The organism is Methylomonas sp. Kb3 (assembly GCF_002834115.1).
Taxonomy (GTDB): Bacteria; Pseudomonadota; Gammaproteobacteria; order Methylococcales; family Methylomonadaceae; genus Methylomonas; species Methylomonas defluvii.
Genome location: NZ_PIZT01000017.1, coordinates 20707 through 47656, shown reverse-complemented (window position 1 = coordinate 47656; position 26950 = coordinate 20707). Strand labels below are relative to the sequence as shown.

At 51.6% G+C, this 26950-nt stretch carries 29 protein-coding genes and 1 riboswitch; of the genes, 12 read left to right on the top strand and 17 right to left on the bottom strand.

Annotation, left to right across the window (positions count from 1 at the left end; all coding sequences use genetic code 11):
* From CWO84_RS12625 to CWO84_RS24050, 3 genes are all read left to right on the top strand, one after another.
* The coding region (locus tag CWO84_RS12625; protein ID WP_101053006.1) for a hypothetical protein at positions 1-1110 on the top strand (1110 nt) is incomplete at its 5' end.
* A gap of 286 nt (positions 1111-1396) precedes the next feature.
* Entirely contained in the window at positions 1397-1972 is a 576-nt protein-coding gene (locus tag CWO84_RS12620) for a hypothetical protein (protein ID WP_101053004.1), read from the top strand.
* Between the two features lie 175 nt (positions 1973-2147).
* Positions 2148-2267, top strand: coding sequence for a transposase (locus tag CWO84_RS24050; RefSeq protein WP_117433616.1), 120 nt, complete (start codon positions 2148-2150; stop codon positions 2265-2267).
* 159 nt (positions 2268-2426) lie between these two features.
* Here CWO84_RS24050 and cysG read toward each other — a convergent pair whose 3' ends face one another.
* The 15 genes from cysG to CWO84_RS12545 all read right to left on the bottom strand — a co-directional run bounded on the left by cysG (position 2427) and on the right by CWO84_RS12545 (position 15449).
* Positions 2427-3815, bottom strand: coding sequence for a siroheme synthase CysG (cysG, locus tag CWO84_RS12615; RefSeq protein ID WP_101053002.1), 1389 nt, complete (start codon positions 3813-3815; stop codon positions 2427-2429).
* Between the two features lie 17 nt (positions 3816-3832).
* On the bottom strand, positions 3833-4192 hold the full coding sequence (locus tag CWO84_RS12610; protein ID WP_101053000.1) for a Fe-S-binding domain-containing protein: 360 nt from the start codon (positions 4190-4192) through the stop codon (positions 3833-3835).
* Entirely contained in the window at positions 4185-5546 is a 1362-nt protein-coding gene (cobJ, locus tag CWO84_RS12605) for a precorrin-3B C(17)-methyltransferase (RefSeq protein WP_101052998.1), read from the bottom strand. The genes CWO84_RS12610 and cobJ overlap by 8 nt, the downstream gene beginning before the upstream one ends.
* On the bottom strand, positions 5543-5935 hold the full coding sequence (locus tag CWO84_RS12600) for a cobalamin biosynthesis protein (protein WP_101052996.1): 393 nt from the start codon (positions 5933-5935) through the stop codon (positions 5543-5545). Before CWO84_RS12600 ends, cobJ begins: the two co-directional genes overlap by 4 nt.
* Before the next feature lie 4 nt (positions 5936-5939).
* Positions 5940-6677, bottom strand: coding sequence for a cobalamin biosynthesis central domain-containing protein (locus CWO84_RS12595; protein ID WP_101052994.1), 738 nt, complete (start codon positions 6675-6677; stop codon positions 5940-5942).
* Positions 6670-7446 carry a precorrin-2 C(20)-methyltransferase gene (gene cobI / locus CWO84_RS12590; protein ID WP_101052992.1) on the bottom strand — a complete coding sequence of 259 codons (777 nt, stop codon included), beginning with the start codon at positions 7444-7446 and terminating at the stop codon, positions 6670-6672. Before cobI ends, CWO84_RS12595 begins: the two co-directional genes overlap by 8 nt.
* Positions 7436-8743 carry a precorrin-6y C5,15-methyltransferase (decarboxylating) subunit CbiE gene (gene cbiE, locus CWO84_RS12585; protein ID WP_101052990.1) on the bottom strand — a complete coding sequence of 436 codons (1308 nt, stop codon included), beginning with the start codon at positions 8741-8743 and terminating at the stop codon, positions 7436-7438. Before cbiE ends, cobI begins: the two co-directional genes overlap by 11 nt.
* Before the next feature lie 2 nt (positions 8744-8745).
* The gene (locus CWO84_RS12580) at positions 8746-9849 is read right to left on the bottom strand and encodes a cobalt-precorrin-5B (C(1))-methyltransferase (RefSeq protein WP_101052988.1); all 1104 of its coding nucleotides are present in this window, start codon (positions 9847-9849) and stop codon (positions 8746-8748) included.
* Positions 9850-9853: 4 nt separating this feature from the next.
* Positions 9854-10522 (bottom strand): precorrin-8X methylmutase, encoded by a 669-nt coding sequence (locus CWO84_RS12575; RefSeq protein WP_101052986.1) that lies wholly within the window; start codon positions 10520-10522, stop codon positions 9854-9856.
* A 6-nt stretch (positions 10523-10528) separates the two neighbouring features.
* The gene (locus CWO84_RS12570) at positions 10529-11350 is read right to left on the bottom strand and encodes a sirohydrochlorin chelatase (RefSeq protein ID WP_174843456.1); all 822 of its coding nucleotides are present in this window, start codon (positions 11348-11350) and stop codon (positions 10529-10531) included.
* A 2-nt stretch (positions 11351-11352) separates the two neighbouring features.
* On the bottom strand, positions 11353-12153 hold the full coding sequence (cobM, locus tag CWO84_RS12565; protein ID WP_033158757.1) for a precorrin-4 C(11)-methyltransferase: 801 nt from the start codon (positions 12151-12153) through the stop codon (positions 11353-11355).
* On the bottom strand, positions 12150-13445 hold the full coding sequence (locus tag CWO84_RS12560) for a cobyrinate a,c-diamide synthase (protein WP_101052984.1): 1296 nt from the start codon (positions 13443-13445) through the stop codon (positions 12150-12152). The genes cobM and CWO84_RS12560 overlap by 4 nt, the downstream gene beginning before the upstream one ends.
* Positions 13446-13447: 2 nt before the next feature.
* Entirely contained in the window at positions 13448-14095 is a 648-nt protein-coding gene (locus CWO84_RS12555) for a CbtA family protein (protein ID WP_101052982.1), read from the bottom strand.
* Position 14096: 1 nt separating this feature from the next.
* On the bottom strand, positions 14097-14273 hold the full coding sequence (locus tag CWO84_RS12550) for a CbtB domain-containing protein (protein WP_101052980.1): 177 nt from the start codon (positions 14271-14273) through the stop codon (positions 14097-14099).
* A gap of 86 nt (positions 14274-14359) precedes the next feature.
* A riboswitch (cobalamin riboswitch) is annotated at positions 14360-14490 on the bottom strand.
* 80 nt (positions 14491-14570) lie between these two features.
* Positions 14571-15449 carry a hypothetical protein gene (locus CWO84_RS12545; protein ID WP_240618037.1) on the bottom strand — a complete coding sequence of 293 codons (879 nt, stop codon included), beginning with the start codon at positions 15447-15449 and terminating at the stop codon, positions 14571-14573.
* A gap of 191 nt (positions 15450-15640) precedes the next feature.
* Here CWO84_RS12545 and CWO84_RS24945 point away from each other — a divergent pair, with 191 nt between their 5' ends.
* From CWO84_RS24945 to CWO84_RS12520, 5 genes are all read left to right on the top strand, one after another.
* Complete coding sequence (locus CWO84_RS24945; protein WP_240618036.1) at positions 15641-16285, top strand: flagellar transcriptional regulator FlhD; 645 nt, start codon at positions 15641-15643, stop codon at positions 16283-16285.
* Entirely contained in the window at positions 16266-16883 is a 618-nt protein-coding gene (locus CWO84_RS12535) for a FlhC family transcriptional regulator (RefSeq protein ID WP_165786313.1), read from the top strand. Before CWO84_RS24945 ends, CWO84_RS12535 begins: the two co-directional genes overlap by 20 nt.
* Positions 16884-16915: 32 nt before the next feature.
* Positions 16916-17509 (top strand): STAS-like domain-containing protein, encoded by a 594-nt coding sequence (locus CWO84_RS12530; RefSeq protein ID WP_101052975.1) that lies wholly within the window; start codon positions 16916-16918, stop codon positions 17507-17509.
* Between the two features lie 12 nt (positions 17510-17521).
* A complete protein-coding gene (locus tag CWO84_RS12525) occupies positions 17522-17989 on the top strand; it encodes a FlhC family transcriptional regulator (RefSeq protein ID WP_033158763.1) in 468 nt (155 codons plus the stop codon).
* Positions 17990-18153: 164 nt separating this feature from the next.
* Positions 18154-18414 carry an AlpA family phage regulatory protein gene (locus CWO84_RS12520; protein ID WP_203531396.1) on the top strand — a complete coding sequence of 87 codons (261 nt, stop codon included), beginning with the start codon at positions 18154-18156 and terminating at the stop codon, positions 18412-18414.
* Here CWO84_RS12520 and CWO84_RS12515 read toward each other — a convergent pair.
* Complete coding sequence (locus CWO84_RS12515; protein ID WP_101052973.1) at positions 18374-19663, bottom strand: tyrosine-type recombinase/integrase; 1290 nt, start codon at positions 19661-19663, stop codon at positions 18374-18376. The two genes, CWO84_RS12520 and CWO84_RS12515, sit on opposite strands and share 41 nt — an antisense overlap.
* 166 nt (positions 19664-19829) lie before the next feature.
* Here CWO84_RS12515 and mutS point away from each other — a divergent pair, with 166 nt between their 5' ends.
* The 4 genes from mutS (at position 19830) to CWO84_RS12495 (ending at position 26162) form a co-directional block, all read left to right on the top strand.
* Positions 19830-22430, top strand: a complete 2601-nt coding sequence (gene mutS / locus CWO84_RS12510; RefSeq protein ID WP_033158765.1) for a DNA mismatch repair protein MutS — start codon at positions 19830-19832, stop codon at positions 22428-22430.
* A gap of 138 nt (positions 22431-22568) precedes the next feature.
* Entirely contained in the window at positions 22569-24830 is a 2262-nt protein-coding gene (locus CWO84_RS12505) for a CHASE2 domain-containing protein (protein ID WP_051670393.1), read from the top strand.
* 280 nt (positions 24831-25110) lie between these two features.
* On the top strand, positions 25111-25557 hold the full coding sequence (locus tag CWO84_RS12500) for a FecR family protein (RefSeq protein ID WP_225892855.1): 447 nt from the start codon (positions 25111-25113) through the stop codon (positions 25555-25557).
* 14 nt (positions 25558-25571) lie between these two features.
* Positions 25572-26162: an OmpA family protein gene (locus CWO84_RS12495; protein WP_051670395.1), complete on the top strand. Its 591-nt coding sequence runs from the start codon at positions 25572-25574 to the stop codon at positions 26160-26162.
* A gap of 53 nt (positions 26163-26215) precedes the next feature.
* Here the strand turns inward: CWO84_RS12495 and CWO84_RS12490 are convergent, their stop codons facing one another.
* A complete protein-coding gene (locus tag CWO84_RS12490; protein ID WP_033158767.1) occupies positions 26216-26926 on the bottom strand; it encodes a DsbC family protein in 711 nt (236 codons plus the stop codon).
* Positions 26927-26950: the final 24 nt, after the last annotated feature.

The window sequence follows — 26950 nt, the reverse complement described above, 5'->3', positions numbered from 1 at the left end:
CTGGATAGCGGATTGACTTTTGTTGACACTGAGATTGGCGCGATTTATCTGCATGGCATGGAGCAACCCAATGGGGCGCAATATGAGTTCGATGTCTACCTGCAGGGTTTACCTATATATTCCTCGCACAGCTATACATCGCACCGCCATATCATTCATCTGGATTCTGCCCGTTTTCACGCCCGCTTGCCGGATCGTGACAAGCTGGTCGACGAGGCTGATGTGGTCAAGCGGGTTAAAGCCGTGCTGGCGCAAACCATCGAACAGCGCTTTATCCAGATGAAAGCCACGCTGTCTGCCGAAGAATTTGTCGGATTTTATGACATGCTGCGGCATTGGGAGCTTCTGCGGTTACTCAACGATGTGCCCGTAGTACCGCCCGAGGCCTTACGCGAAATCATCGCTTATCCGGTTTGCGATACCGAAGTTTTTGATAACTTCGAGCAGCGGCCGGAAAAAGCCATGCCCCGTGCAGACATAATGGCCCGCGGCATCGTCTCGATTGACGATGACATCAAACAGGACGGCGCTGCGCGATATTTGTTTGCCTGGAACCGTGATTATTTGCTGTACCACGGCAACCTGGATAACGGGCATTGGCTTCATTCACTGGTTCGGCATCTTAACGACGAAGAGCTAGCGATTGAAACGGTCAATGAAACGCACCAAGCTCAATTCCAAGGTGCTTGGTGTTGGGTTAGCGTACGTTTTTGCGATGCTTACCGTATCCGGCTTGGGCAGGATGTTGTTGAAATCAGGGATGAGGCTTGCTATCAAGGTCAGGAAAACGCTGATGACATCATTGTGCCCAAGGGCGATTGCTCGGCTCAGGTTTTGCAACAAATGGCCAGTTTCAGAAGCGAATACGATGAATTTCAGGAATCGACCTTTGAAAGTGATTCGGATGCCTTCATCGCCTTTGTGGTGGCCAATACCGCCAGCGATCCAGCCAATGCCATGCAGCAACTATTGCCAAACTTTTGCGGCTGTCCGGCGTTGTACGGCAAAGCCTTCGTGGTGGAGTTGGATCAGCAAGGTAAACTGGCTTCGGTAATGGCGTATCCAGCGGCTCAATCCGTTCAAGCACAAACACCTGCAGCTGATAGGTAGCTAAGTCACTTTTATATTAGCGCATTATCCAGCCGAATAATGCGCTCTCCTTAATCACCGCAAATGAAATCAAATTAAAGCTCCATTCATGGATAGTGAAAAATCAACTTTAGACATTCAGCCGCCAGATCCGTTAGGGTCGGCGGCTTTTTTGTGCATGGCTTTTTCACGTTGCGTAAAAAAGTAGTTAATATAATACCTAACCCGCGCGGCCGCCACTCGACAACCCATTGATAGATTGTCGAGTGGCGGCCCATGGAGCATTTATTTGCTCCGGGTTCACTTCATGTCCTTTTCTCTGCGTAGTGGCCATTTTCTGTCCCAATGGATTTCCGCCTTGCTTCCCGCCGTGCCGCCGCGTTCGCGGGCGACCTTCATCAGATTGCTGCGCGCCTGCCTAGTGTTGCCGGTGCAAACCCTGAACTTGGTGATCGACGATACACTGGCGATGCGCCACGATCATGAGCACAAAACCAGTCGCCCTGATTTCGTGCAGGCACAATGTTGGGCGACGCTTAGCGTCAGCGTCTTGGGTCACAACAAGGCTAAGTTGGTGCTGCAGATTTTTTCGCGTTTGGTGTCAGACACCGGCAATCGTAACAAGCTGCCCCTCGCATTAGCCTTGCGCGAGTCTTGGCAACAACACAGACGGTGCCGACACGGTTGTTATGCGACTCATGGTTCATGCGCGGCCGTTTGGTTTTGCCGTTGCTCAGCCGTGGCATCCAGGCCATTACCCAAGCCCGCATCGATCCGCCTTGTTTTTGCCGCCCGACATGTCCGGCAAGTCTGGTCGTGGCCGACCGCGGAAGTATGGCCAACGCCTGACGGCGGAGGCGATCACCACCTTGCCGGCGATTGAGTTGTCGCTGACCATCTAGGGCAAACGCGAATACGTTCGGCGCTAGCCTTGGCCCGCTTCCTGAAAGGAGCACCTGTGCGGGCCGGCTGGTGCGAGTTTTACGACGACAAAAAACTATCCTGGGCAAAGCCGCGCCTGTTGTTGGTGACTGAAACCGAACTGTCAGGTCGAAGCGATGGTCGAGTTTTACGCCCGTCGCTGGTGGATAGAACCCTTGTTCCACAATCTGAAACGCTCGTGGGGGATTTCCAATCTCTGGCAACAATCGCGAACCGCCCTGGAAACCTGGATGTAAATCCGCTCCACCGCCTCCGAGGTTGATTTTCGTCAGTTCTTGAACATAAACCCGCTATCGTCTGTTGATTGGCTCGTTTTTAAGAATCTCATATTGTTCCTAATGAGACCGTTTACCAAAAAGCCTCAGTTTCGGGCAATGCTAACCTCCACTTGTGATTTAGTCCGAACGCTGAAACCAGTCCAATTGTTGATGAAGTGTAACTACCGCACCGACAATAATCAGTGACGGCGGCTTGATCTCGGACTGTTCCATACGACTTGGCATATCCGCTAGTGTTCCGGTTAAAACCCGCTGGTTTCGGGTTGTACCTTCCTGAATGACGGCAATGGGGTGATTGGCCGGACAACCGTACTGGATCAGCGATCGGCAGATGATTGCCAATCCAGCCAGTCCCATATAAATCACAATGGTTTGATGGGGACGAGATAATTGCTGCCAGTCGAGATTGATACTGCCGTCTTTTAAGTGGCCGGTGACAAATGTGCAGGATTGAGCATGATCGCGATGGGTCAGCGGAATGCCCGCATAAGCGGCACAGCCTGCCGCTGCAGTAATGCCAGGCACAACCTGAAAGCGGATCCCGAGTTGGATAAAGGACTCGATTTCTTCACCCCCACGACCAAAGATAAAAGGATCGCCCCCCTTTAATCGGGCGACACGTTTGCCGGCCAGGGCTAAATCAATTAACAGTTGATTAATCGACTCCTGCGGTAGGCTATGGTTATCCCTCTGTTTGCCGACATAGATTTTCTCGGCGTCTCGTCGGGCCATATCGAGCACTTCGATAGAAACCAGCCTGTCATAAACAATAACGTCTGCCTGCTGCAGCAGACGCAAGGCTTTAAACGTTAATAAATCGGGGTCGCCAGGACCGGCGCCTATTAAATACACTTCACCCTGATTTGCTGTAGGGTCAGCCTGCTGCAGTTGCGATCGCAGCAATTCTTCCGCTTCGCTCTGCTTGCCTACAAAAACTAATTCAGCCACAGGCCCTTGTAAAATCTTTTCCCAGAAAACTCTACGCAGACTCGGTTGTACAATGCGTTGTTTGACCAATAATTTGAATTTTTCAGCCAATTGCACCAACAGGCCAAACGATGCCGGAATGGCACTTTCCACCCTGGCGCGTAAAAGTCGCGTTAATACGGGAGATACACCACTTGAGGATATGGCGATAAGTAGGGGCGAACGATCAATAATGGCCGGGAATATAAAGGAACATAACGCCGGATCATCAACCACGTTAACAGGGATTTTCCGCTGATTCGCCAACTTGGAGACCTCTATATTTGTGGAGCGGCAATTGGTAGCGGAAACCACGAGCCCCATACCGTCGATATCCTCATGCGTAAATGCTTTTTGACGGATAACGATTTGATTTGACTGTTGCATAGCGGCTACCGCGTTACCAATTTCCAAAGCAACGACGACGATGTTCGCCCCAGCCTGCAGCAGTAATTCAATTTTTCGCGCCGCAATTTCGTCAGCGCCTACCACTAAACACGTTTGGTCTTTAACTTTTAAGAAAAGAGGAAAATAATCCATAACGCTTTGTTTTACTGCTATGGAACCGAGCAAGTACTTTGATGATAAATCAGCGCTTCGACAGGTTGACCGCCCACCAAATGCTCATCAATGATGCGCTGTAAATTGGTTTCATTGACGTTGTAATACCAGACACCATCGGGTTGCACGCAAAGGATGGGGCCGGATTTGCAGGTGGCGAAACAGTGGGTGCGGGTGCGCTTAACCCTGAGTTCGCCTTTGTCGATGCCGGCTGCTTTAAACTTGTCCCCCAGGGTTTCGAACAAGGCTTGTGCTTCGCCATTCTCTGTACAGCGGGGGCCGGTACACACCAGCAAGTGGCGTTTGTAGTCACCCATTTTGGGTTTTTCCGGCATGGGGATGGTGTTATCAGTCATGGTGGGTTGGTTCCAGAACAGTTGGGGCGCTAAATTGCGCTCGGTCATTGCGGTAGTGTTGTAGGGCTGTGCTGTCGAATCCTGCTTCGTCAGCGACTAACCATAAATTGAATAAGGCGTCGCCGTGTTGATCGAGTACCTGAATGCCATAGGTTTGATCATCACGGCTGACAAACCAAATCTGCTGCGTTTTGCGCCAGTCGATGTGCAAATGAAAGGCGTTGTTGACGATACTCACCCAGCCGTTTTTGCTTTGCAAATCAGCGGCGTTGATCAACAGTTCCGCCACGGCGCCCGCTTCGCTGCGCACGACGGCGCGTAATTTGCCCCAACCCTGGAGTGACACAAGTAAACGTTCATGACTGTCTGGGGTTGCACGTTGCGAGCAGAATAAACCGGCTTGATCGCTCGGCGTGGACTGGCTGACGGCGTCGAGAATGTCCGCCAACGGTTGTGCGAAGTATGCTGCAGCCTGTTGCCATGTCACCTTGGGCGTGTCGCGTAAATATTGCCGCACACAAGCTTTCCAGCCCTCCAATCCCATGCTCAGCGAATGCCCCGCCTTTTCGCCTGCGCGGGTTTCGCCTGTCATGGCGTCATATTTATTGGCATAGCCGCGCGGTGTTACCATCAACCCTGCACGGACGAAGGTGCTGCTATTGCCGACCAACACCGTGGTCAACATGCCGATGTCGCAATCGGCCATCTCCGCTAAGCGTACGAGCTGGATGTGTTGCCGAGCACGATAACCGGATTTAACGATCGCAACCGGCGTGTCCGGGCTCCGATGACGCAGCAATATAGTTTGCGCTTCGACGATATGCTGCGTGCGGCGACCGCTTTTCGGGTTATACAAAGCTACCACGAAATCCCCGCGCGCCGCGCTTTCCAGGCGGCGGGCGATCACCGGCCAAGGCGTCAACAAGTCGGACAGCGAGATCGAACAAAAATCATGGGTCAGCGGCGCTCCGACCAGGGATGCGCAACTCGACAACGCCGTACTACCGGGGACCACTTCCACCTGAATTGGATCATCCGGCGTCCAACCACTGTCCAGCAGCAGTTCGTAAGTAGGCCCGGCCATGCCGTAAACACCGATATCGCCGGACGACACCATAGCGACGATTTTGCCCTGCTTGGCATGTTCATACGCTTCGATACTGCGATCGAGTTCTTCGGTCATACCTTTTTTGATGACTTCCTTGCCATCGAGCAAGTCTTGCACCAGTTTGATGTAGGTGCTGTAACCAATCACCACGTCCGCTTCCGCAATCGCTTGGCGAGCGCGGGCAGTCATGTGCTCATGCGCGCCGGGGCCGATACCCACCAGTAAAATTTTGCCTGCTTTTTTCATTTGATTCTCGCTATTGAAACGGTGGCGTTCTTGCCGTCCGTGCCGCAATATTTATGTTTCTCTACCAGTAAATCCGACAATTCGGCATTGGCCGCTCTCAAAGCGGCCGCTTCCGCCACAGCCGGAGTACCCATGTATTTCATGACCACCTCGGATGGATTCGGTACCGGGATGGTGGCCAGAGCCTCAGCCGGATAAAAATACAGCGGCCAATCGTATATCTGGGCTAGTTGTAACAAGGCTGCTTCATCATTTTTTTTGTCGATGCTGGCCAAGCCGGCTACCGTAGATGCATCGAGCCCGCAACGCCACAAGGCCTGGGCCAAGGCTTGCCGCAAGGTATCCAGGCTGGCATTGCGGTCGCAACCCATGCCAATCATGACTTTCATACACTTACGCTTGATCCGTGGGCGGCCTATACACCACCAATCGCTCAGCCAGTTGTTGCCAAACGGCCGGATCGATGGCCCGGTGTGTAACCCATAAAACCGACCGGTATTGTTCGGTATCAACGTCCTCGAAACGCTGGAACAGATGAATATTGGCCGGTAACGGCGATGGCCGCGTCCACCAATTTGAGCTGCCGGCTTCCTGCACGAAGGCAATCGGCAGTTGATTGACCACGTCCGCCGACACACGCGTGATGTTGACCTTAGGGGCTTCCACTTGCCAGCCCAGTTCACGGCCCAAGATATCCACCGGAATGGTTTTGCCCACGTCCGATGCGGTGGTCAGTACCGGCGTGGCATTTAGCAACGCGGCGACCTTTTCGGCATAAGCATTGGCACCGCCGACATGGCCGGATAGCACCGGGATCACGAATTCGGCGGCATCGTCGATCACCAGCACACCGGGATCCACATCCTTGGATTTAAGATGCGGCGCAATCAGCCGTACCACCGCACCGAGCGACACCAGAAAAATAATTTGGTCGTAGGATGCGAACAACTTGCCGAGTTGCGCGCTCAACGCCCCCTGATACACGCAACGCGGATTGGCAAAATCACCCAAATGTTCGGATTGCTTCTCCGATACCACCACCTCCGCTTCGGGGAGTTGTGGTGCCAGGCGAGTGGCAATCCCGGCGCCGTGTTTGGTAATCGCCACCAGGGCGACACGCACTTCATTCATCGATTGAGTCCTTTTTCTTGCGGCAACCGCGCTGCATTTCGCTGCGCTGACGGCCTGGGTTTTTGATGATAAGTAACGACAGATAATTGACCTTTTGCCCCTCGAGGCTGGCGATGTCGTGCACCATGCGTTCTTCCGGCGCCCCGGCTTTTTCGATAAACCAGCCTTGACCGAGCAAATCACGGCGGCGCAGCAAATCGATTACATCGTCCAGCAAAGGTTTGACCTTAAGCAGCACCAAGGTGTCGAAATCCTCGAGCAGGCGTTCAATCTGATCAATGCCGTATCCGGCGGGGATGATGGCGATAGTGTCATCAACATCAGCCAGCGGTTCGCCACTACGCGCCGCAGCGGCATGAAACGACGACACCCCCGGCACGACTTCCACGGTGACATCGGCTTGCAAAGCACGCACGCTGCGTTGCAAATGGCCGAAAGTGGAATAGGTCGAGGCGTCGCCCTCCACCAGAAACAACACATCCTCGCCGCGTTGTAATAGTGCTAACACGGTTTGTGCTGCTGCCAGCCAGTAACGGGCCAGAATCTCGGCATCGTGAGTCATCGGAAAATGCAGTTCGCTATGTTCGACAGGCAGTTTCAGGCCGGCGCGCAAGGCTATGTCCAAGGCATAACTATCGCTGTTTTTTTTGCGCACCGGATAAGTCCAATGGCCCGGACCGGTCAGTAAATCCCAGGCGTGCCGGGTCATCAGGCCAGGATCGCCGGGACCAAGGGAAACGCCGTAGAGGGTGCCGAGTTTAGTGTTCATCGTGACCGAATAATATGGGCTGTAAAGAATGGGTGGCAGATACGATCCACACTGGATTTTCGGCCTGCATGCGATGCATATTGAGAATCGGGCTACTACGCGAGGCTTGAATCTGACAGACGTCCCAGTCTGCGCCGAGTTGTTTCAGGGTATCGACGGCGGTGGACAGGTTTTCCAGCGTGACGAAGTTCATCACCAGCCAACCCGCCGGGCGCAAACGCCCTAAACACAAGGCTATCAATTCCGCCAATTCGCCACCGGAACCGCCGATGAATACTGCATCCGGATCGGGCCAGGTGTCGAGAAATTGCGGCGCCTTGCCATGCACTAAGCTGTAATTGCTGATACCCCAGGCAGCCTGATTCTGTTCGACATTAGCCATGTCATCGGCGTTTTTTTCGATGGCAAAGACATGACCCTCCGAACACAGCCGCGCCGCCTCCAAACCCACCGATCCGGAGCCGGCGCCGATGTCCCAGACAATACTTCGACGCGCCAATTGCATCCTCGCCAACGATACCGCACGCACTTCGCGTTTAGTGATCAGGCCTTTTTCCGGCTTGCGCTGCTGAAAGCTGTCGTCGCTGACGCCAAACAATACCGGTGCGGACAAAGCCGTTTTGCGTTTCAGAATGACGACGTTGGGATCTCGATAGCTGTTTTGGGCCACCTCAGCGATGGTCAGCCAGGCGCTGACGCGCTGTTCCGCTTGCTTTAGGGCTTCGGCAATCGCCATTTCGAACACATCGGCCAAGCCTTCGATTTGCAATAAGCGGGCGATACGCGCCGGGGTGTTGTCCGGGCTGGTCAATATCGCCAGCAAATCGTGTTGGCGGCAGCGCTGAGCCAATTCGTACAAGCCATGCTCCGGCGTGGCCCCGCGCAGCCATTCACCGGCATCCTTACTGTGGATCGAAACGATAGTGGCGGCTTGCCAAGATAATTTCAACTCGGCAAAGGCCAATTGCAGGGTGCTCAGATTGGGCAGGATACTCACACGGCTGGATTCCAGTTTGCCGGCCAGAAACCCGGCGATGCCGTGACACAAGGGGTCACCAGTAGCCAGTACCGCGACCGCTTCATTTTGTGCCAACGCGGCATTGATCCAGTCCGGCACTTGTTTGATTTGCCCGGTTAAGTCGTAGTGTCTGGCTTCAATGATGTCATCAGCCAGCGTTGCCAGCAGACGGCTACCGGCAATGACATGTTTGGCTTCGCGTAATACCTGCAAGGCCTCCTGGCTCAGGCTGGCGACGCCGTTGTCGAGTACGCCGATAAAACTGCACATCGCTTGCATGATCAATTCCTTCCGGCTTCGGCCAGTTTGTTGCCATCGAAATCACACACCAGAACACTGATGTGAAAACGGCCGGGATAACGGTTTTCCAAGGTGGCGATGACTCGGTTAGCCAGTTCGACATGAAATTCGTATTCCAACCCCAACTCGGCCATGCATTCGGAGGCGTAGCGAGCGGTTTCTTGAGCAGCGATGGCGTCGCACACATCGTCCGGCGCACCGATGCTACGGGCAATATCAGCGACCAGTTCAACGTCGACCGGTGCACGACCGGCATGAGTAATGGTCTCGCCCTGGGCCATTTTGGTCAGCTTGCCGACCATGCCGCCGATGATGATGTTTTGAATGCCGCAACGAGCGGCGGCGTCCAGTGCGGGTGTTAGAAAGTCGCCCATTTGCACGAAACAGCTTTCATCCAGCTCGGGCAATTCGCGCATCACGAATTTCTCGGTGCGGCCGCCGGTGGTCAGCACCACGCTAGCCTGCCCCTGATTGGCCGCAACTTCCACGCCTTGCACCACGCTAGCCCGAAACGCCGCCGTGGAATACGGATGCACGATCCCGGTCGTACCTAGAATCGAAATACCGCCGATAATGCCCAAACGATAATTCAGGGTTTTTTTCGCCATCTCTTCGCCGCCCGGCACCGAGATCGTTACCTGTAGACCTCGGGTTTTTAGCGCTTCGGCGGCGATCAGACGGATGTTATCCTCGATATTTTTACGCGGAACCGGATTGATGGCCGGACCGCCGACCGCCAGCCCCAAACCGGGCCGAGTGATCAGGCCTATGCCTGCGCCGCCTTGCAATACGACAGTGTCCGGTTGTTCTATCCACATCACATCCGCCGTCAGCCGAGCGCGATGGGTGCAGTCCGGATCGTCGCCGGCGTCTTTTTCGATGACAGCATGTGCTCGGTCGTTCTGTACGAAGCTTTCTTCGACTTTGAATGCCACGTCTTGCCCATTGGGCAGCACGCAGTCGATAGTGTCCGGCACGCGCCCATTCAGCAAACCCTGCACTGCCGCCCGTGCCGCTGCCGCCGAACAGGCGCCGGTGGTGTAACCCTTGCGGGTACCTTTGGGTTTGCGTTCCGGCATTGCCATGCTATCAGCCGTTTTTCTGCCGGGTTTCCGCCAAGCTCAACAAGGCATGAATCGCCGCGACGACCAAGGTCGAGCCGCCTTTACGTCCACGGGTGATGATCCATGACACATCGGCTAATTCGGCGAGTAAATCCTTGGATTCCGCTGCAGAGACAAAACCGACTGGCATCCCGACGATCAGTGCCGGCTTGACGCCTTCTTCTTTGATCATCCGCAACACTTCCAACAGCGCGGTCGGTGCGTTGCCAACTGAGACGATACCGCCGGCGATTAAACCCAGGCGCTGCGCTTTACGCATGGCTTGTACCGCGCGGGTACTGTTGACCTGTTTGGCGGCGGTTATGACATCCGCATCGGCGATGAACTGGCGGGCGCTGATGCCAAAATGCGCCAGGCGCGGCTGCGATAAGCCGACGCAAATCATTTCCACGTCGGCAACGATAGGCGCACCAGTTAAAATGGCTTGAATACCATCTTCGATTGCATGCGCGGAAAACTCGGTCAGGCCATTGAATTCAAAATCCGCAGTGGCGTGGATCATGCGACGCACCACTTGCCATTGCCCATCTGAATAATGGTGCTCGCCGACTTCGCGGTCGACGATGGTAAAGGAATCGTGTTCGATTTGTTGCCCAGCCTGGGTCAGTTGTTCGGTTTGAATGTTGTGGCTCATGGCTAATCAATGATGGTGGTGATGTTCGGCTTGCTCGCGATACTGACAGCCGTCGCATTCCAGCATTTTCGGCGCGAGCGGGTCCCAGGCTTCGGTAACCCGTTGATCAAGCAATTTAAAAATGGCCGGATCAAAACCAAAATAAGTGCCGGCACCGAAGACAATCTGCGGATATTGGCTTTGCAAGCGTTCGATTTGTTTGCCGATGCGCTCGATCAGCAAGCCGGTAAACAGGTAATAGGGCAAAATCGCAATCTGCGTCATGCCCAGTCGTACTTGACGTTGCACGGCGGTTTCCAAACGCGGATGGGTAATACCGGTGAAGGCAATGTCGACGAGTTCATGCTCGGTAGCTTCAAACAGCCAACGCGCTAATTTTGCCAATTCCCCGTTGGCGACTTTGTCGGAGGAGCCACGGCCTAAAATGATCACGCCGGTAGTTTTAGGATCCGGCATCGCCAGTGATTTAAGCGCTGAATTGAGCTGTTTTTGCAGTATGGCCAACAAGGTTTCGTTACTGCCTAGATGCGGCGCATAGATGAATTCGACGGTTGGAAATTTTTCGCGGGCTTCCTCGATATGCTCGGGGATCTCCATCTTCACATGCCCGGCGGCGCTGATGATCAGCGGTACGATTATCACGCGGCTAGATCCTTGCGCGGCGCGGCTCAATCCTTCTTCCAACAGCACCTCGGCGAGTTCGATATAGCACAACTCGATGCGCCAGTCAGGGTGTTGCGCCTGCCATTGTTGTTGAAATTCGCGAATTTCATCGTTGCCGGCCTGATTGCGCGATCCGTGGCCGACCAAGAGAACGGTGGTTGTCATGCTTATTCCTTAGGCTGAGGCCGCTCGGCGCGGCGAAAACGATGCGTAAAACCGGCATCATAAAGTTTGGATTTTTTTAACGATGGCCAGTGCCTCGCGCCCAAGGTGGGGCTAATCACGATCATGGCCTGACTGTTGATTTTGGCGGCCCGGCAGCGTTCGCGAATATCAGCCAGGGTGCCGCGAATAATCTGTTGTTCACCCGGCCAGCTGGCCTTATGAACCACCAATACCGGGGAATCATCAGCCCAGTTGGCGGCTTTTAATTCGCGCTCGATCAAGGGCAACAAGGTGATCGATAAAAACAGGCACAGCGTGGTGTGATGGCTGGCCAATTCTTGCAAGGATTCACCGTCCGGCATTGGTGTGCGGCCTTCAACGCGAGTCAAAATCACGGTCTGCGTGACTTCCGGCAAGGTCAGGCTTTCGACTGCGCAAGCCATCGCAGCAAATGCCGACGAGACGCCCGGCACTACTTCGACGGCAATGTTGGCCGCATCCAGTGGTTGCACCATTTCAATCAATGCACCGTACAAGCCAGGGTCGCCGGTTTGCAGGCGAATGACGGTTTTGCCCGGACCGGCTTGTTCGGTCAGCCAGTTGGTAATCTGCTCCAAAGTCATGTCTTTGGAATCTTTGATCACGCAAGCGCTTGGTGCCCATTGCGTCGCTGCGGCCTGTACCAGAGAGCCTGCGAACAAAATGGCATCCGCTTTGGCAATTAAGTCGCGACCTTTGACAGTGATTAAATCAGGATCACCGGGACCTGCGCCGACAAACCATACTTTAGGTTGAGTGCTCATAGAAAAAATCCAGCCGCGACCTGGGGGTTGAACGGAAAGTAGGTGTGCAGATAAGACGCTCGCAACGAACCCACCTGATAAAAGTTTTCGCTACGGCTACGATTGCGTTGAGGCTTCGATTCGGTGAACGGCTGCTGTGTGGTTTCCAGTTGCGAGTGATGAAAGCTATGCCCGCGAATTTCGCCTTGTTCTAACTGCAAACTGTGCATGCCCAGATTCACCAAGCGTTTTTGCATCTGCGCGCTGCCGGGTAACAGACCAGCCATCGCTGCCGCATGGCCGTCTTTATCGATCAAGCGTTCCAGCAAATATAAAAAGCCGCCGCATTCTGCGTAAATCGGCTTACCGGCTTGATGATGTTGCTGCAAGGCTTGTTTCATGGCGACATTGTCGGCCAATGTTTGGAGATGCAGTTCCGGGTAACCGCCGGGCAGGTAGACACTGTCTGCCTCGGGAAATACGTGGTCTGCGAGCGGCGAGAAAAACGTCAGTTCAGCGCCCATGGCTTGCAAACAATCCAGATTGGCTTGATAGATAAACGAAAACGCCGCATCACGAGCCACAGCGATAAGCTTACCAGCCAGTAACGGTGGCGGCGGGGAGGTGGCGATCGGCGCGAAGGCAACCGGCTGCGGCAATCGGCACGGCGCATGGCTACTGAGTAATTCGGCTGCGCGCGCCAGGCGAAGGTCAAGGTCTGCAATTTCATCGGCCTGCACTAAGCCTAAGTGCCGCGACGGCAAGCCGACCGTTTCATCTTTCGCCATCGCCGCCAGTAGCGGCATGCTGTCCGGCAAGGCTTCTTCCAGCAATTTAGCATGACCCGGACTGCCGACTTTGTTGGCGATGACGCCGACAAACGGCAAGTTGGCTCTGTAATGGGCTAAGCCGTAAGCCACAGCGGCAAAAGTTTGTGCCATGCCGCCCGCATCGATGACAACGGCCACCGGCACGTCTAGTGTTTGTGCCAAATCGGCGCTGCTGCTATCGCCGTCGAACAAGCCCATGACACCTTCAATCAAGATGATGTCAGCGTCGGCGGCGTTATAAAGCATCTCACGGCAATGCGCTTCGCCCATCATCCATAAATCCAGCTGATAAACCGGTTGTCCGCAAGCAAAGCTCAATATTTGCGGATCGATAAAATCCGGGCCGGTTTTGAACACGCGTACCTTGCGGTTTTGCTGGCGATAGTAATAGGCCAAAGCCGCCGTAATGGTGGTTTTGCCTTGCCCGGAGGCAGGAGCGCTGATCAATATCGCCGGGCAATGGCGTGTTGCAGTAGCATTCACCACTAAAACGTTACTTTACGCAACAATCGGCCCGATATTGCGCCCAAGGTCAGCCAGAAAATAGCGTTGTTGATGGATGTCAACACCACAAAATGCTGTTGTAAGGCTTCGGGCGCTAAAGCCTGGGCAACCTCCGGATGCGGTGCGCCGATCAGATGCGGTAAGGCCAGTAAGCCAGCGCCGCCGATTTGCAGCCAGCGCTGTTTGGTCAAAAACAGACCAAACAAGCCAATCGCGGTAGCGGCGGCCGTAAAAAGCCACCACGCTTGGCGACTGTGTAATTCGGCGCTGTCGGTGCCCGGCAACTCCGGCGGCAAGCCCAATGATGGCGCGACAAAAAATACCAAATAACCGGCCAAACCCCAGCCGAGTCCGTACAGGTAACCATGTTGATCCCGCCAGTACAGGGCGACACTGATAAACAAGGCAAAGCCGAAGCCGGTTAGGCCATTGAACAGCAAGGTAAAGCCATTACGTTGCCAGCCGTCCATCGGTTGCCAGTCACGCACATGCTCAGCCGATGGCGTTTCGAATTGTTCGGCGGCCAAAATCAAGGGCAAGGTTTGATAGTGTTGTAGCACGCTGAGTAACAAGCCGCCCAATAGTCCCGCCAGTAGCGAGATGGTGACCAGCTTACGAAAATCCGCCATGTTAATGGCAAGGAAAAGCTGCGCTGTGACGTCCGTCGTGGGCGGCGTTATGCAGGTAGTTGTTAGCGTCCTGCAAGAAACCCAAACCTAACACGACGGTCAGGCCCAAAACAATAGCACTCAGGCCGGGCAGGATTTTTGAGGAAGAAAGGATGGTAGATGCCGCGAGTGTTTTCATGGTTGTCTGTTCCGAAAAAGGTGGACGGAATAACAGAGGGAAAGACAAACCAAAAAAACCGATTTGACAGATCGCCCTCCGCAATACTGTTGACTACAGTTTTAGGCCTGTCTCCGGGCTCGTGACGAATCACCTACCGTTGCGGGGGCAGCGTCGGCATTTAACCGACTTCCAGTTTCACCCGCCAAGAGCGGGAACCTTAAAACCAGCGGCGATTGTATGCCGCAGCTAGTCGTAGGGCAAATGAAATGTATTGAAATAAGAATAAACGGTGCGGCAGCAGCTCCTCTCGACAAGTTATCGATCAACCAGTAATCGCCCGCAACGAGTGATTCTATCAAAACTAAACACATGCTCTCTCGGGCTTTCATAACAACGCCCCACCAATCTTCGTCTGTAATCCGGCTCGCCTTTTTCGAGATAAATAGTGGCGCCACAAATGGGACATGCCGCCGAATACCGAACTAACCGAATTACTCTTAAATCTCCGTCTCGAAGCAGTTCGAACTGCGCAGACTGTTCATAAAAATTTGTGAATAGTTCATGGGCTACGACAATTCGATCATCCAACAATAATATCCAAGGCTTGATGATAGTTACCCAGGAACCATAGGGAATCGCAAAAATACTGACCAGTAATGTCAAATCTTGCGTTGTCACCGGCCTAGGCACGGATAACGATAGCCATCCTGCATAGGCAATTAACAATGCAAGTCCGCCTATTGTTGCCAACCAGCCCAGTACTCCCCATACATGCCATCGGCGTAATTCGATTTGTCCGTGCCGAAATAACCAACTCGCGATCCAACTGGGTTTGACTTCACCCAATTCTGTCAGTTGATAGCTGGCTTGCAAATCGGCTATGTTGCTCCCAGCCCGAACATTCTCGATTGCTTGGTCTTCTTCCAATATCACCGGAACCGTTTCAGCTTTGATATAGAACGTCGTGTGTCGTCCCGGCCCTCCCTTTGTGCTTTTACGCTCCGGCTTTGGATAATGCGAAAGCCTACGCTTACGGGCAAACTCCATGATTTGCGGTTCACGGATTTCGCAATATTTTTTTAACGAACCCGGCCAGTCGATCCATTTTTTAGGTTCGGCACTGTCTAAGGACTCACCAACAGCAGCGACGATTGCATCGGCCGTGAAACGTCGCTCCGACTCTTCGAAATCCACTTTCTTTAACGATTCCTGAGCTAACGCGCGCAATATGCGGTGGCCTTTTTCATCGCTTGGCTCACTATCCAACCAATCGATCAAGCATTGAATTACCTCGCGCATAAACCACCCCAAACCAGGTAACCGGTAGTTGCGGTCTGGTTAGCGAATAGCCGATTCATAACAATGTCCTCCATAACGAATGCGAGATGAGCGAAGTAAAAATGATTTTGGAAAGCACTTATTCAGGTCAAACGCCAATTAAGACTCCACTTGTTGTGGGCAAAGCCTCTAATAAGCAGAACGAGGTTAGAAGAATTTCAGAATCATTCAATCCATCAAACCATGCAAATTGCCTGGCGTTATCAAATTGGCCGCACATCACATGCCGAAAGAAGCATAACCAGCCCAATAAGCCAATTATTTTCAACAACGCCAAATCAGATCAATCGAGGCTTCCGGAGCTTTGTGACCCAAATCAGGTCACTTTGCGACCGAGACATTTGCGCGTTGCTCTCCTAGCATATCGACAACAGTCGTTAATCAACTCAGAGGCGTTTATGTCAACACTGGACGAAGATCTTGCCCGGTTAAATTTCGAATATCTCATGCTTGCTAGAGAGTGCGCGCGCAGTAATCCTGAAGAAGCGGCCTGGCGATTTGGATTAGATCGAGTTGGCATAGACCGTCTCGCCGGCATGACACAGGAGCAACTTCGTGAACACGCCGAAAGCAGTCGCGCTGTGATTCAGTTATTGCCTGTCTATACCCCAAGCAACTTGCCCCTGGTTGCCTATGTGGATCTCCTCCAACCTTGTATCACTAGAACTGCGGATGAAACCAATGCCGTTTAAAAGCAGGTCAAATATAGGCGCAGACTTGGTCTTGGCGGAAAGGCTAATTCAACTCGGCACCCGTCCGCCAATTGTCAGCCAACTCTGCCATCTAACCCGAAAGCAAAGCATCACATTTTTTAAAGCTATACAAGGAAAATCGCCCAAACAAGGCATGCTGCCACATGATCATCAATGGGCCATTCGCTCAGCATTCAACAATATTCATGCTTCTTTATTTTTAAGCATTATTGAAGACATTAGGAGCCGGCTTTCTACCCCAAGCCTAAGCGCGACCTTACTGGTTGCGACCTATGAGATATACACCAAGGTTGCTTCCAGAATTTTAGCCGATAGGCAATTTATCCAACCACGCTCCAGTCAACTTTATCCGTTAGACATCAACAGGGCTTGGTATTTGACCAGCCTGCTCTCTGCGGGTGATTTGGTATTCATGGTTTGCGGTCGTTGCCGCGCCCGCTACCTGGGCATGATTCACCCTGATGCCGCATTTAGCCAATGCCCTATCTGCGAGGTGTGGACTGATCGGTCGGGGCGGCGGCGTTGGGTTTCCGCAAAATCAAAAAGTCAATCTTTGAACAAACCAAGCACTCGTTAGAGGCAATCAATGAGCTACTAAGGAGAAGTCGCATGCATATCGTTGTCGTTACAGCCACCCATTCCCAAATACCCCAGACAATCCATGGCAAAAATTTCGCGCGACTGGCACGGGAGTGTTTTGCCAATCAGCAATCGCTGACGATTGATTTTAAGGACGTCAAAACCATCACGCAGAGTTTCTTTCAGGAATTGTTTTTGCCACTGGTTGCCGAATTCGGATCCGATTATCTGAAATCGAAACTGAAAATAGTCAATATGGCTGGGCACGTCGATAACATTATGCAGTCAGCATTCAAAAATCTGAAGGGCTACTTTGACAAATTGACGACGATCGATCAGCTGGGATGCGATGAAGAGATTTATACCATGAATCAGGCCTGGCTCATCAAAGCTAGGGAAATCGCTAGAGAAAATTCAGTATTGACGGAATTGGTGCGGGGAATTTCGGACGAATCCATGCGATCAGCCGTTGGGTGCTTATCCCTAGAAGACATCGATTTCATTGCCCGCTCCAACTGGCTATGTTTTACCCCTCGGTTTTCGAGTCAATTTATCCAAAGCATCAAGAAAGACTCTCCCCCAATGGCGGAAGCCATGCTCGGATTAAGTGGCACTATTGATTAAGGGAGGCAGCTAATGCTCATGAAATATCAACAACAAACCTTGGCGATAGAACTGCTCAATCTCCATGCGAAAGTCAAAATCGTGCATCAAGCAACGGGAGTACCAATAAAGTTACTGAGGCAGACATACCGTCAATTACATGGCCAATCGCCCAGTCGTGGATCGATCAAGTTTTCAACCCGAGGTTTGACCGGTAGTCGCCGTAAGTATAAAGATGTAACCATCTTCGCCGTGTGTTTTCAGGTTGCCACGGCCAAATCGAAAGAAGGCCAAATCCAGACGCTAATTACTGCCTTTAATGCGTATAAAAAATCATATCCCTTGGGACAACTCGAGTTTTCCGATGCTTGGGTGGTGGCACAGGACATCAAAGATAAACGAGTTCAACTTTCGAAGTGTCCACAATGTCAATCTTGGGTTTTGTTAAAAGCCCGTGAAGATCTCACTGATCGCTGCAGCATCTGCAAAATACATTTATGAGAAGGTTAACCAAAAATATTTGAATCCTGAATAAGATAAAATGGCAACCAATCCGGTCATTGCTTTATTTAAAACAAGGCCGGATCGAACGAGCGACCTATTTATTGGTAGACAACAAATACATGAGTAACGCCCATAAACATCAGTCGGTATTGAGACCCATCATGATTGATCTTGAGGCGGTTTCAGAAGTCACAGGGCTTTCTGAATCTACCATCCAATCATTGATTCGTGCCGATGAGTTCCCTAAGCCTCGTAAAGCATCTGCACGCCGTTCCTGCTGGTTACTACGCGAAATTGAAGAATGGGCTGAGTCGCGTCCTGTTTCCGATTTATTACCCCCTCCTAATACGGCAATAGGCGGACGCAACGGCAAACCTAAATCTAGAAATTTGCCAATGACTCAAGATGCTCTGACAGATTAAAGAGCCATAGGCGTTTTTCATCGTCATATTGATGCCGATTATAAGTTCCTACCACACCGGGTAACATATGACCGAGAATCGTTTCACCTACGGAATCTGGACATCCTAATTTTGCAAGCAAGGTGCGTGAAGTCCGTCGCAAATCATGCGGTGCCCAATGAGTCACCGTTAATCGAGGCCTCACCTGCTCAGGGCGTATCTGACTATAGGGCTGTCTATAAAACACCTGTTCAGTGACGTATTTTTGTTCGATGTGCCCCACTTTATGACGGGATGGAAATAGAAAACCGTCTCCATACAATTTTTTCCGCCGTAACACCACTGCCAAACCCCTACCGAATAAGGGCACCCTTTGATCTGTAGCAGTTTCATGTCGAGCATTTTTCGTTCTAATTTTCGGTATCGTCCACCAAACTTGACCGCCCTCTTCACTAATTTCAGTTCCTGACATGCCGACAATTTCTGAGCCGCGAGTTCCGGTCCAAAGATATAACATTAGAACGTCAGTAATTATCGGTGCGAAATTTGGAAGCCAAGCTATCAATTCTCCGATTTCGTCTTCAGTGAGTACGCGTTTGACCACGCCGATGTTCTTACCTTCTATGGTCTTTCCTTTTGATCTAATTTTTCCACGTAAAATTAAGCGCCACCAATTTACTGCAGCTTCAGGTAGTCTGCCGGCATCCATTGCATAATCCCATGCTGCTCCTAACTCACATCGTAATTTTCCGGCCTGCACGGGCGATATTGCGGCGTACTTTTGAATCAAATCAAAAGCCATTGAGCGGGTAATTGCAGTGGATGGTAAATCCGCCATATCACCCAGCATTGTGTTAAACATCCTAGTAATTTCAGTAGAACCTTTTTTGGCTCTGTGGCGACAAACATGTCCAGCTAAATATTCATCACACAGCACTCTAACTGTATAAGCGTTTTCAGAATTTGCCGCCTCTTGTTTTAATATTAAAGCTTTTGCCTCTAACTTAGCTTGCTTTGCCTCTAATACAGGATCATTACCAGAATCACGCTGGTTTTTCAAAGCTTCCCAAGCGACAATAGCCACGGGAAATGACATAGATGGCCAATGACCAATTGACACCTGCCTAAGGCGTCCATCAACAGTGCTTCTATACCGATAAAACCAAGTTCTCACTTTTGCCATGGCAGACAAACGCAGTCCTGGGTAATCGTCAAAAGCCATATGCTGTCCTGGCTGCAAAGCTTTAGCGGTGCGGGCATCGAATTGCATTTTAGTATAGGTTTTTTATGTTGATCGATGACACGAGTATAACTCGAAAAACCCTATACTAAAACCTATACTAAACAGCAAAGTGCAGGGAAGTTTTGAAAAGTGTAGCTGGAGTGAACCCGGCTCACAACATAGACATATTATCTGTTATTTCATTAGCTTACGAATGAATATCCAAACAAAACAAGACAGCAGGCAAGGCAACAAAACACAGCACACCCCGATGATGCAACAATATATGCGCATCAAATCCGGCCAGCCTGACACGCTGTTGTTTTACCGAATGGGAGATTTCTACGAGCTGTTTTTCGATGATGCGAAAAAGGCCGCGCAGTTATTGGATATTACGCTGACCGCTCGCGGGCAGTCCGGCGGCCAACCCATCCCTATGGCCGGCATTCCTTATCATGCAGCGGAAAACTACATCGCCCGCCTGCTTAAACAAGGCGAATCGATTGCAATCTGTGAGCAGATCGGCGACCCGGCCAAATCCAAAGGTCCAGTAGAACGCAAGGTGGTGCGCATCGTCACGCCAGGCACTGTCACCGACGAAGCGTTGTTGGAGGATCGCAAGGACAACCTGCTGGTGGCTTTAGCCGTATTCGACAAGTTCTTCGGGCTGGCTTGCCTGGACTTAGGCAGCGGGAAATTTACACTACAGCAATTGGACAGCGAAACCCAGCTACTTAGCGAGATCGAGCGCTTGAACCCGGCTGAATTGTTGTATAGCGAGGATATTAAACTGCCGTCGGCCATCAAGGAACGCCGGGGCTTATGCAAACGGCCGCCCTGGCATTTTGACTTGGATAGTTGTCGGCTATTGATTTTAAAGCAGTTCAACAGCCACGATTTAAAAGGCTACGGCTGCGAACATTTACCGTCGGCCATTTGCGCGGCAGGTTGTTTGTTGCAATACATCCGCGATACCCAGCAAAGCGCCCTGCCCCATATTCAAGGCATCCGCGTCGAGAACAGCGACGACAGCATTAGCTTGGACGCCGCCAGCCGCCGTAATCTGGAGCTGGACAGCCATCCCAGCGGCCAAATGCAATACACCTTGTTGGGGGTGTTGGACAAAACCGCCACCGCGATGGGCAGCCGTTGCCTACGGCGTTGGATACACCGACCGCTACGCGATCATGCCGTTGTCAATGGCCGTTACGCCTGCATCGCCAGCCTGTTGCTGAATCATTTACATGAAGATCTACAAGCCAGCCTGCGTCAGGTGGGCGATATAGAACGGATTAGCTCTCGGATTGCTTTGAAGTCAGCGCGACCACGTGATTTACTGGTATTGCGACAGACCTTGGCGGTTTTGCCGCAACTGCAAAACCAACTGGCCGATAGCGACAATCCGCATCTGGAAAGCCTGCGAACGCAATTGCGCGAACAACCGCAATTACTGGCCCTGTTGCAACGCGCCATCATAGACAATCCGCCGGTGCTGATTCGCGACGGCGGTGTGATTGCCCCCGGTTATCATCCTGAGTTGGACGAGTTGCGTAATCTCAGTCAAAACGCCGACCAGTTTCTGATCGATATGGAACTGCGCGAACGAGCGGCTACAGGTATCGCTACACTCAAGGTCAATTACAACCGAGTGCACGGTTATTACATCGAGATTTCCAATGCCCAAGCCGACAAAGTCCCGGTGCATTACACCCGCAAACAAACGCTGAAAGGTGCGGAGCGCTACATCACGCCGGAGCTTAAATCTTTTGAAGACAAGGTGCTAAGTGCCCGCGAAAAATCCCTGTCCTTCGAGAAAGCCTTATACGATCAGTTGCTGGAAACGCTAGGCAATGCGTTACTCGATCTGCAGCAGTGCGCCAATGCCTTGGCCGAACTGGATGTGCTGGTCAATTTTGCCGAACGTGCCGAAACCTTAAACTTGTCCCAACCGATATTGGACCAACAGCCGGGCATCGACATTATCGCCGGCCGGCATCTGGTGGTGGAAACGCTATCCAGTATTCCCTTCGTCGCCAACGATCTTAATTTCTCAACAGAGCGGCGGATGCTGGTGATCACCGGTCCGAACATGGGCGGTAAATCGACTTATATGCGCCAAGCGGCATTGATTGTGCTGATGGCTCACATCGGCTGTTATGTGCCGGCGCAAGCACTGCGCTGCGGACCGATAGACAAGATATTCACCCGCATCGGTGCTTCCGACGATTTGGCCAGCGGCCGCTCGACTTTTATGGTGGAAATGTCGGAAACCGCCAATATTCTGCATAACGCCACCAGCAACAGCTTGATATTGATGGATGAAATCGGCCGCGGTACCAGCACCTTCGACGGCTTATCGTTGGCTTGGGCTTGCGCCGATTATTTGGCTCGCCACACTCAGGCATTCACGCTATTCGCGACCCATTATTTCGAATTAACCACGTTGGCCGAAGAACAAGGCAATATCCATAACATCCATTTGGACGCGATGGAACACGGCGACAAGATCGTATTTTTACATGCCGTGAAAGACGGTCCGGCCAGTCAAAGCTACGGTTTACAAGTGGCGGCACTGGCCGGCGTGCCGCAGAGTGTGATTGCCAACGCCAAAAACAAGTTGGCCCAACTGGAAAACACCGCCTATATCGAGCTGCAAAATCATAGCGAAATCAACCAGTTTGATTTATTCACCAGTCAGGAATGCCATCCGGCGGTCGTGCTGCTGGAAGAACTCGATCCCGATCATTTAAGTCCTCGGCAAGCATTGGACGCTTTATATCGATTGAAAGCGCTGCTAAAAGCTAACAAGCGTTGATAGTGGCGGGTTGCGGGTTCAAGACAATTTGCGCCCTGCTGTCAGGCCATTAACAGCGGAAAGCCTTGTTTTACATTAACTGTTTGCGGTTGCAACTAGTATACTTTTCCTAGTATTTCCACTTTCACAGTAAATTCCATGGCGACTTGCCGCTTCGAAAAATCATTGATCGTCTTGCTGCTGATACTATTTACAGTCGGCTTAAGCTATACGGATGCACTGTGGCGCTTTGATCGGTGGATTTATGATGCCCAACTAAAGCTGCTGGCTACACCGGCTTCAAAAGATATTGTCATTATCGAAGTCGATCAAAAAAGCCTGCAAAAACTGGGGCGCTGGCCTTGGTCAAGAGATATTCACGCTCGCCTACTGGAGACGCTAGCACCGGCAAAACCCAAGGCAATTGGGCTGGATTTTATTTTTTCCGAAGCGGATCGGCAACATCCTGAGTTGGACGCGCACTTAAGCCGTGCTCTAGCCAATTATGGACAGGTCGTACTGCCGGTAATTATCGAACAAAACGATAACAAGATGGTGGAAACGCTGCCCTTGCCGGACTATGCCAAACATGCAGTCCTGGGGCACGCCAATGTCGATTTGGACAAAGACGGCATCAGTAGAAGCATTTTATTGCGATTGTCCTTGGGCGACTCGCAGTGGTCGGCGATGCCACTGGCTATTTATGCGTTGAGCCATCCGGAGATACTTGCCGATTTACCGGGCTTACGGATCGAAACAACGCCAGAAAGCATTCATGGCGATTACCGGGTGTGGTTGCCGTTCTTTGCGCCGGATAGTGATTTCATTAGGGTTTCTTATTTGGACGTATTGTCGGGTAATGTGTCCGGACAATTATTCACCGATAAATACGTATTGGTCGGGCTCACCGCCAGCGGTATAGAACGTGACCTGCCGGCACCTCTGGCTATCGGTAGTCGGCCCATGAGCGGTGTGGATTTCGTCGCAGCCGGCTTGGATGGCCTGATTAAGCAAACGCTTTGGCAACCGCTACCGGGCCATTGGCAATTTCTGTTAAGCCTGGCCATAGCCGGGATCGCCATCAAGATCAGCACCTGTTTTTCACTGCGCTGGCTGGCGCTGGCGGTTTCTATGCTGTCCATGGCAATTTTACTGTTTTGCTTAGTCTTACTGCATACCAGCCACTATTGGTTTGCACCGTCCGTGGCATTACTGGTGTTAATAATCAGCTATCCACTGCGCAGCTGGCGGCATTTTGAGAAACTGATCCAATCCTTATTCGCAGAACGAAAGCGCGCCTATATCACCTTAAACGCTATCGTCGATGGGGTAATCACCACCGATAACAAAGGCTCGATTGAATACATGAATGCCGCCGCTCTGGACATCATCGGCAGCAAACGTCCCAAGACTAGCAGTCAAAATATCGACGACATTTTTAATTTGGAAATAGACGGCAAACCGCATCGAATCGCAGAATTGATACAACAAAGCGTCATCAATCAAGGACCGTTGAAAATCAGCAATACCCGCTTATCCATTTCCGACCATTATGCGATGAACGCGAATCTGACCATCGCCCCTTTGATAGGCAGTCGGGGCGCACTGATGGGCACGGTGTTGACCATCAACGATATTGGCGAGCGGATGCTCATGGCGAAAATGCTGCTGAAAAAAGCCGAAGAACAAACGGTAATGCGGGAATTGATTAACCGGACCGAACAAGTCAGCTTGGCCAAAAGCCAATTTCTGTCGCAAATGAGCCACGAATTACGTACCCCGCTAAATGCCATTATCGGTTTTGCGCAGCTGATGCAAATGGACGACCAGGAACATCCTTTGGCTGAAACTCACCTGGACTCGGTGAATGAAATACTCAAGGCCGGCCTGCACTTGCTCGGGCTGATTAACGAGCTTTTGGATCTGGCTAAAATCGAGTCCGGCAAAATCAGCGTGAATATCGGCAGCATCAATTTGGCGGAGCTGATCAAGGATTGCCAAACCCTGATCACACCCTTGGCGCAAAATAAAGGTCTGGCGTTGCTTGTCGATAATTGCTTACCCGAGAACATTGAGTTGCAAGCAGACCCGAAACGCGCCAAACAAATTTTATTGAATTTTTTGTCCAACGCCGTGAAATACAATCGCCCCCACGGTTCCATCAACTTGAGCAGCAGACGGGTGGACGATAACCGGGTGAGAATTTCTATCACCGATACCGGCAACGGTCTGGCGGAGCAACAACAACAATTGTTATTCCAATCGTTTCAGCGCCTGGGTGCGGATAATACCGAAATAGAAGGCACCGGTATTGGATTGGCTATTACCAAACAACTGGCGGAATTGATGAACGGTACCGTCGGGGTTAGCAGCACGCCGGGTGTGGGCAGCACGTTCTGGGTGGAATTGCTGACCCGTTAAGCCGCTTAGACTTTTATCTAATGCAGGTAACCCTTCTATGAGCGCTGGTTTCCGATAGTGAGCGCGCGCCAGAAAGCCAGACCACGAACCGAATCCCACATAGCCACCAGGCTCCCGCCTTCGCCGGTGAGACAATATATAAAAGCGGCGTACGAATAGCCCTAAAACAAATAAGCTCTTGAATCTGACAACAATTAAATGCTGTCTATACTTACACGCTGAATTTCGATACCGCCCGCGCGGCTATTGATGTCCCAAAACACCGTTTGTAGAGGCCATTATGAAACGTCTTTTCGCCTGTTGTAGCCTGGGGTTAGCCCTTTGCATGCCGAATGCGGCATCGGCCGATGAAACAGTCATCGGCTACATCAAAACCATCAACGATCAAACGACTATTGACGAGAGTAGCGGCCCAATCAAAGCCAGCCTTGGTTCGCCGATTCATGTCGGCAACGTTATCAAAACCGACCAAAACGGCGCAGCCGGGGTAACGCTGAAAGACAATACCATTTTGTCGATCGGCCCGAATACCGAATTCAAAATAGAAGCATATCAATTCGAACCACAACAGGACAAATTGCAATTAAACGCCAGCTTATTAAAAGGCACCCTGCACTATATTTCCGGCGTCATCGCCAAACTCAAACCGGAAGCGGTAACGGTAAAAACCCCCACCGGCGTGATTGCGGTAAGAGGCACACGTTTTTTAGTCAAAGTTGAAGATTAAACTGAGTATTTGCCATGACGACAATTTCCATACCCAAAACCTTAACATTCGCAGTCGCGCTGGCTTTAAGCGGTTGCGCCAAATCTTATTTGGTCTTACTGGAAGATCACGACGGCTCAACCGGAAAAGTGATTTTCAGCGGTGCCGGCAGCGAAACCGTGGTTGAACAAGCCGGTTTTGGTGCGGCTCTGGATAACTCTAAAACCGTATTCAAAGTAGAACAAGAGAAGATCAATAAGGACTTTGGTCGAGCCTTAGCTTCCGAGCCGGTATTACCGGAAACATTTTTATTGTATTTTGAAACCGGCGGCACCAAGCTGACCGCGGATTCTGCGGCCTTGATTCCGAAGATCATCGAAGCCGCCAGCAAACATCCGGCCGCCGATATTTCAGTGATAGGCCACACCGACACCGTGGGCGATGCCGGCAAAAACGAAAAGCTGGCTAATGAGCGCGCCGTTCAGGTCAGCAAGTTATTCGATGCCGGCAAAATGGATGTCAAAGAGGTCGCCGTGACATCGCACGGCGAAAAGAATTTGTTGATCAAGACCGGCGATGAAACGTCCGAACCGCGAAACCGTCGGGTAGAAGTGACGATCCGATAACTTTCTAACCCATCAAACCGCCAACTCGAAAGCTGGCGGTTTTTTGTATTTGCTTATTCGCTGGCCAGCACTTTTGCCAACTGCGCGGCAGGCACATAGCCGGGCAGGATATTACCTTTTTGCGTGACTATCATCGGTGTGCCATTCATACCGAACGCTTCACCCAAGGCCATATGTTCATCCACTGGATTTTCACAGGTTTTCGCGTCCAGATGTTCACCCTTCTTCGCGGTGGTTAATGCTTTGTTTTTGTCGGCGGCACACCAGACTGACACTGCTTTTTTATAGGAATCCGACCCTTTGCCGGCTCTAGGGAAGAACATGTAGCGTATCGTAATGCCCTGCGCCATGTATTGATCGATTTCAGAGTGCAACTTACGGCAATAACCGCAATCGATGTCGGTAAAGATAGACACGACATGTTTGCTGTTTTCCGGTTTGAAAATAATCATTTTTTGTTCGCCGACTTTATCCAGCGAGGCTTTACGCACCTCAGCCAGCTTAGATTCGGTGATATTTTTCTTTGCTTCGGCGTCAAATAATTGCCCTTGCAGTAAATATTTACCGTCTTCGGATGAATAAAAGATATTGCCGCCCATAGACACTTCGTACAGACCTTTGACTTCCGATGGTTTCACCGAGTCAACCTGCCCGCCCGGCATAAAGTTACTCAAGGCTTTTTTTATCGCGGCTTCGTCGGCAAATAATGCTGGACTAGTCAAAGCCAGTAGCGTCAGAGCCAGCGTGTATGTGATTTTTTTCATGTAATTACCAGGGAAGATTAGAAA